Raw genomic sequence first — 5,640 nt, 5'->3', positions numbered from 1 at the left:
CCGTCCGCGATATGCCAGCCCTCTTCGACCAGCAACAACGTTTGGTTCAGGTCGGCAGAGCGGGAGGCGAGGACATTCGCGAGCCAGGTGTTGATCACGGTCATGATCACTCGCAGCGCCGGCCCCTTGGTGGGCAACGCGGAAACATCGAAGTGCACGAACGGGTGATCGAGCGCTTCGCGGACTTCCGGCGAGGTGGCCCCGTCGACGAGGCCCTTGAGGTCCCCCTCGCACAACCGGCGCAACGCCAACCCCGGGTCGATGCCCCACCGGCGCGACTCGTCCGCCCACAGCGGACCGAGGACGGTTGCACCGTCCGGGTTCGGGTCGAGCATCTCGCCGGCGAGTTCGATGAGGATCGGCTCGCGGTTCTCGGCGCGGGCACGGGCGTTGATGACCTTGAGCGCCAGATCTAGTGCGGTCTTTTCTTTCTCGGTGAGCTCGCGGCCCATGGTGTCTTCGATGACCGCGCCGACGAGGGCTTCCTGGCCGGCCGGGGCGACACCGTCTTCGCGGGCACCACCGGAGGCGATGGCCGGGTCGAGCAGGTTCAGCCGCATCCCTTGGGTGCCGGTGCGGAACCGGATGGAACGGGCACCGAGGAAGTCGGCGATGCCACTGTATTCACCCCTGGTGCGCTGGCGCTTCTTGTCGATGACGACGACCTGTCGCAGCAATGTCAACTGCCGCAGGCACATCGCGGTCTTGATCAGCGAGGACTTCGCTTTGCCGATGTCGCCGACAACAGCGATGTTGATGTTCTCGATTTCCGAGCCGTACAGGGCGAACGGGTCGGTGATCACCATCGACTGGGAGATCTTGTTCAGCCCAGTCATCAGGCCTTCGTGGCGCACCGAGCGCCGGGAGGTGGCCAGGTTCAACGCCTCTCCTTGCCGGGTGCTCGTCCAGGAACCTTCGAGGCGGATTTCGTACCAGCCCCACCGGTCGAGCCACTTCTTCCGGGTCGGTGCCGCCCGGCGGGTGACCTTGGGTGGGATTTCCTGGTAGGCGTCCGCGACGGCGACCTCGTCCGGGGTGAGGGCGGCGAGTTTGTTGCGGCCGCCGGTGAACCGCCAGCGGCGAGCGGCTTTACGGCCGGGTGCCCGGTGGGTGGCCCGGTGTTCGAGCGTGGTGGTGGTGTCGTTGCTCATCATGGTGGTAGCTCCAGATCAGAGAAGGCGGGTCGACTTCACGCGGGTGTGCTTGGTGGCTGCCAGGCCGCGGCCGAGGGGCAGCGTCATGAACATCGCCACGTCATGCCGGTTCTTCTGCCACTCGATTTCGGAGATGCCGCAGTCGTCGGCGGCTTGCGATACCCGCATGCATGCCCTTAGCGCGTCATCCTCGTCGCGGCCGGTGACCGAGACCGCCATGGAGTAGATGAGCCCGTGGTGTTGGGTGCCGGGCTTGAGGTCTTCGCGCCGGCGCGCGGAGGCGCTGGCCATCACTTCCGAGGTGCCGTCGGTGGTCTTGCCCTTGCGTTGCTCGTCGATCTGCTTCGCCTTGTCCTGGGTGGCATCGACCTTGGCCGCCTCACGCGCTTTGGAGGCTTCGACGAAGTCCATACGCACCATGACTGTTCGGATCGTCGGTGCGGCAGGAATCTCGTCGTCCCCGGGATCGGGGTCGACACCGGTCAGCAACGGCGCCAGCCACAGCGGCCCGAGTTCGACCGGTTCGATGGACCGGGGCGGGATGGTCCCGACGCGGGTGTGCCATTTCCCCGCCACCTGCACGGTGTCTTCGCCGCCGATGTACGAGGGCCAGCAGTTTTCCCACCGCACGCCCTTGTGCGATTCGAGGGGGAAGGAGGGGTCGAGGCAGGCGCGGATCACCGCGCACGCCCGCTGCTCGCCGTAGACCTCGACCCGGCCCATCTTGGCCCGCTCGAGAGCGCCGACCGCGCGCATCGTTTCATCACGAATGACCTGCGCGATACCACCGATCAGCGGGGCGTCCTTGCGGCGGGCGATCCGAGCACCTTCGGCCAACAGGTCCGCCGACTTCGGGAAGATCAGCACCCCGTAGGAGCGGTGCCCCTCCGAGTACGGGCGGATCCGGTCGATGAGCTGGCCGTAGGAGCGGATCGCCGCCACCACAACCTGCGCGGCCGGGCCCATCGCCTTGATCTTCTCGGCAACCCAGGTCTCATGCGGGACCAAGTCTTCCGGGACACTGCGATGCAGCATGGCGGCACCACGAATGAAACTTCCCCGCTTCGCGAAACTGGCCAGGGTTCGCCCGAACGCCGCCGAGGTCACCGCCCACTCCGGGTCACCGCGCAACCCCTCGGCGAGACCCTGCATGGCGATCACCACCGAGTAGTAGTCGTTATCGCCCGGGGTTCGTTGTTCGATGATGAACATGTCATCGAGACCGGTCCCGGTCAGATCGACCGGTTCGGCCCGGTAGAGCGGGACCGGCTTGTCCCAGCCCGGGTCCGCGTCCGGATCACCGAACAGTGGGTCACCGGCGCTGATGAAAATGTGCTCACCGCGCTTGCGGCGCTGCTTGTTCCGCATGTCCTTCGCTTTACGGCTGGCGTAGGACTCGCGGTGATCGATCTCGAGCGTCGCCCCCAGCACCGACATGATCACCAGTGCGTCGAAGAGCAGGACCTGCCACGACTGGCCGACGATGAACAGCGCGGCAATGGCCAGAGCCACGGTGGCGCACCACGCGATCACCACCGGTTCGGGGAACGGGAGGATGCCGCGGCGGGCGATTTCGCGGCCCAGGACCGCTGTGCGTTGCTCACTCATCAGTTGTCTCCGTCCGCGTGTTCTGGGGCGTTCTGCACCGCTGAGGCGGTCTTGTTCATCGCCGCACCGGCCGCGGCGAGCGCGATCGGGGCGACCATCGCGGTACTTGCCCCGGCTGCGGCGCCGACCAGCTTCTTCTCCGCACTGCCCATCGCCGCGCTCCTCGCCCCGGATTTGCCGCCGCCCTGGCCGCCGGACGGGGACTGGGTCTGATGGCCGGCGCTGGCAGCATGAGTGCTCGACGCGGACCGCTGGTCAGCGGGAGACGGAGTATGCCCACCCCCACTTCCACCCGAGAATCCACCGGAATCACGGCCGGGCGCCGTCGCGACGCCGGCGTTGTGCGCTCCGGCTCCACCGCCGCCCGCGGCTGCCATCTGATACATCCCGGCGCTCGAACCGATGACCTGACCGGCCGAGGAACCACTCGAGCCGAAGTCCGCGGAATCGGCGGAGGTGGGCAGGATGGGGCCGTACTTGAGTAGGGTGAACGGAGCCAGCCCGAGGATCACGAAACACACTGCGATCAGCGACAGTTGACCGAGCGATTCGAGCTCCCCGTCATCGGCCACTGCACCTTGGGCGGAGGTGTTGATGACGGCGAAGATGGTGCCGAGCAGCAGTAACAGCAACGGCTTGGAGAACACGATCCCCAGGAACGTCATCACCGGGCGCAGGGCTTTCTTCCGCCAGACCGGATGCACCCACATCCCGAATGCGATCGCGCACACCACCGCCAGTAACGGCAGTGCCGCGGAGTGCATCAGTAACCCGAAGAACATCGACAGCGAACCGAGGAACAGCAGTCCGAAGCCCACGATCGCGGCGATGGCACCACCGACCAGCGTGGCATCGGTCAGCGGTCCGAGTACCGAGGAGATGTTGCCGACCACTTCGTCGGTGGAGGTGCCGATCATGTCGAGCAGGCCGTTGGAGATTTCGTGGGCCAGGGAGATCACCATCTGCGCAATCAGCGGGGCGAACATCATCGCGATGATCCCGGCCGGCATGTAGCCGAAGAGGTCTTTCGCCAGCTCCATCGGTGGCCGGCTGCCGTCGGTGGATTTGTAGATCGCCAGCAGCGTCATCACGGCCATCACCAGGATTCCCAGCCCCGCAGATGCCGCGTACATGCCGAGGAAGGACTGGTTCGTCGGGTCGAACTCCCCCACCCCGGCCATCCCGTGCAGCACTGCATTCGTGGTCGAGATCGCGGACTTTTTGAACTTGTTGGCCCAGGAATCGATCACGTCTGAGGGGTCTTTGACGAAATCGACCACGCCGCCGAGGGCGCCGACGGTGTGGTCCCACACCCAGCTGAACCCGTCGGCATACATCTTTCCGGCCTTGTACTGCGGTGTTGCCTTGAACGCCGATTCGAGGCCGGTTTCGAGGCGGTCGGAGAAGCTGGTGTTCTGGTCGATCCAGTTCATCGTTTCGCCGAACAGCGCACCGATCTTGGTGTTCCAGGCCGTGCACGCCGTTTTGTCGTCCATGCGGTTGGTCTTGTCGCAGTTGACGAACATCGCGTGCATGCACAGCGCAGCGGGGGCGTCCGAGGCGCACGTGTCGTTCCATGCGCTCTCGGGCACCATGTCCGCATGCGGCTGCGACTTCATGGCCTTGAGCGAGGCCGCATCCGGGGTTTTCGCCCAGTCGAAGCCCCAGGTGCTCGAGGTCTTCGTCGTCCACCCCGCGACGTCGTCGGCGCACGTCGGCGTCGGCGGGTGCCGTCGGGCGTCTCCGGCGGGGTAGACAGGCGGGTACACACTGGCCAATACCGATTCGTCGGTGATCGACAGGACCGCCTTCTTGTTCTTCTCGTTGTCAAGTCGAACTCCGGTGATCGCGGTGCCTTCGCCGCCTGCAGCGACGATCGCCTCGGCCAGTGCCGGGTTCTGGTTCATCGCCACCGCCGGACCCCACATGGCCAGGCGGGCGTCCTCAGCGGAGGTCCAGTACAGCAACCGGTTCTCCTGGGTCATCACCGATCCGACGTACTGGCCGATATCCCCGCCCTTGTCCTTGCAGTCACTGCTGAACCAGGGTGCGGACTTGAATTCGTCGGTCCCGGCGACGAACTGCTTGAGATCAGCGGGAAATCCGGCGGGCAATTCCTTGGCCGACTTCGTGGCAGCCGACCCGCCGGGACCGGGTGCTGGTACCGCGGCGGGCTGCGCTGCAGCCGGGCTGGCACAGAGCAACATCGGCAACATGATGGCGAAGAACGCCAATACGAGTTTGCGCCACATCATCGGCCCCACCCCTTAGTTGACGTAGAAGCTGTAGAAGCCGCCCGCGCCCTGCTTGGCCAGCGGGGAATCGGCGGCCGGAAACTGCGCTTCTTCGAGGTCCGGTCCGTTGGTGAACTTCCAGTCCACGGCCTTCCAGTCGTCGCCTTCCCACACCAAGGTGACTGTGGTGGTGGAGTACACGGCGAGCACTCCGACCTTGCCGGTGTCGTCGAGCGGGGACTGGCCCACACCCATTCCCCATTCCGACACCGTTGCGTTGTCTTGAGTGAAGTCGGTGACGGTCACGATCAGCGGCACACCGTTGACCGTGCCTTTCGACTCCTCGCGGCCACTCGCCGAGTCGAGAACCGTGGTCAGCGCGGGGCTGGGCGAGGAACCTACGGCGAGCTCACGCAACTTCGCTCCGTCGATCCGTCCTTGGTGGGTTTGTCCGAGGGCTTGGATGAAGTTCACCGCCGCTGTCTGCGCGCCGGCCTGATCGCGGGTGTAACCACGCGGAACTCCGTCGATGATCGTGTTCGGGCCGTGTGCGGTCCGGATCGCATCCGAGCCGGTGTCCTCGCCGGGGTCCCCACCGGAGGTCATGACGGCGATCAGCACCACGACCAACAGCACCACCGCAC

General features: G+C 65.8%; 4 protein-coding genes. All 4 read right to left on the bottom strand.

What is annotated here, in order from left to right:
• Positions 1-1,151: hypothetical protein (locus WAW17_RS17645; RefSeq protein ID WP_422334230.1), on the bottom strand; the 1,151-nt coding region annotated here is incomplete at its 3' end.
• Between the two features lie 18 nt (positions 1,152-1,169).
• Complete coding sequence (locus WAW17_RS17640) at positions 1,170-2,762, bottom strand: hypothetical protein (protein WP_422334229.1); 1,593 nt, start codon at positions 2,760-2,762, stop codon at positions 1,170-1,172.
• Positions 2,762-5,017, bottom strand: coding sequence for a hypothetical protein (locus WAW17_RS17635; RefSeq protein ID WP_422334228.1), 2,256 nt, complete (start codon positions 5,015-5,017; stop codon positions 2,762-2,764). Before WAW17_RS17635 ends, WAW17_RS17640 begins: the two co-directional genes overlap by 1 nt.
• Positions 5,018-5,029: 12 nt before the next feature.
• Positions 5,030-5,640, bottom strand: a 611-nt coding sequence (locus WAW17_RS17630) for a hypothetical protein (protein WP_422334227.1), incomplete at its 5' end; no start/stop codon positions are given.

Origin of the sequence: Rhodococcus sp. (in: high G+C Gram-positive bacteria) (assembly GCF_049286785.1) — a bacterium.
Taxonomy (GTDB): Bacteria; Actinomycetota; Actinomycetes; order Mycobacteriales; family Mycobacteriaceae; genus Rhodococcus_F.
The sequence above is the reverse complement of the archived record's forward strand: the minus strand, read 5'-3'. Positions and strand labels throughout refer to the sequence as shown.

Bases quoted from the DNA above. Each gene is read 5' to 3' on its own strand.
- WAW17_RS17640 (WP_422334229.1), bottom strand. From the start codon at position 2,762: ATGAGTGAGCAACGCACAGCGGTCCTGGGCCGCGAAATCGCCCGCCGC.
- WAW17_RS17635 (WP_422334228.1), bottom strand. From the start codon at position 5,017: ATGATGTGGCGCAAACTCGTATTGGCGTTCTTCGCCATCATGTTGCCG.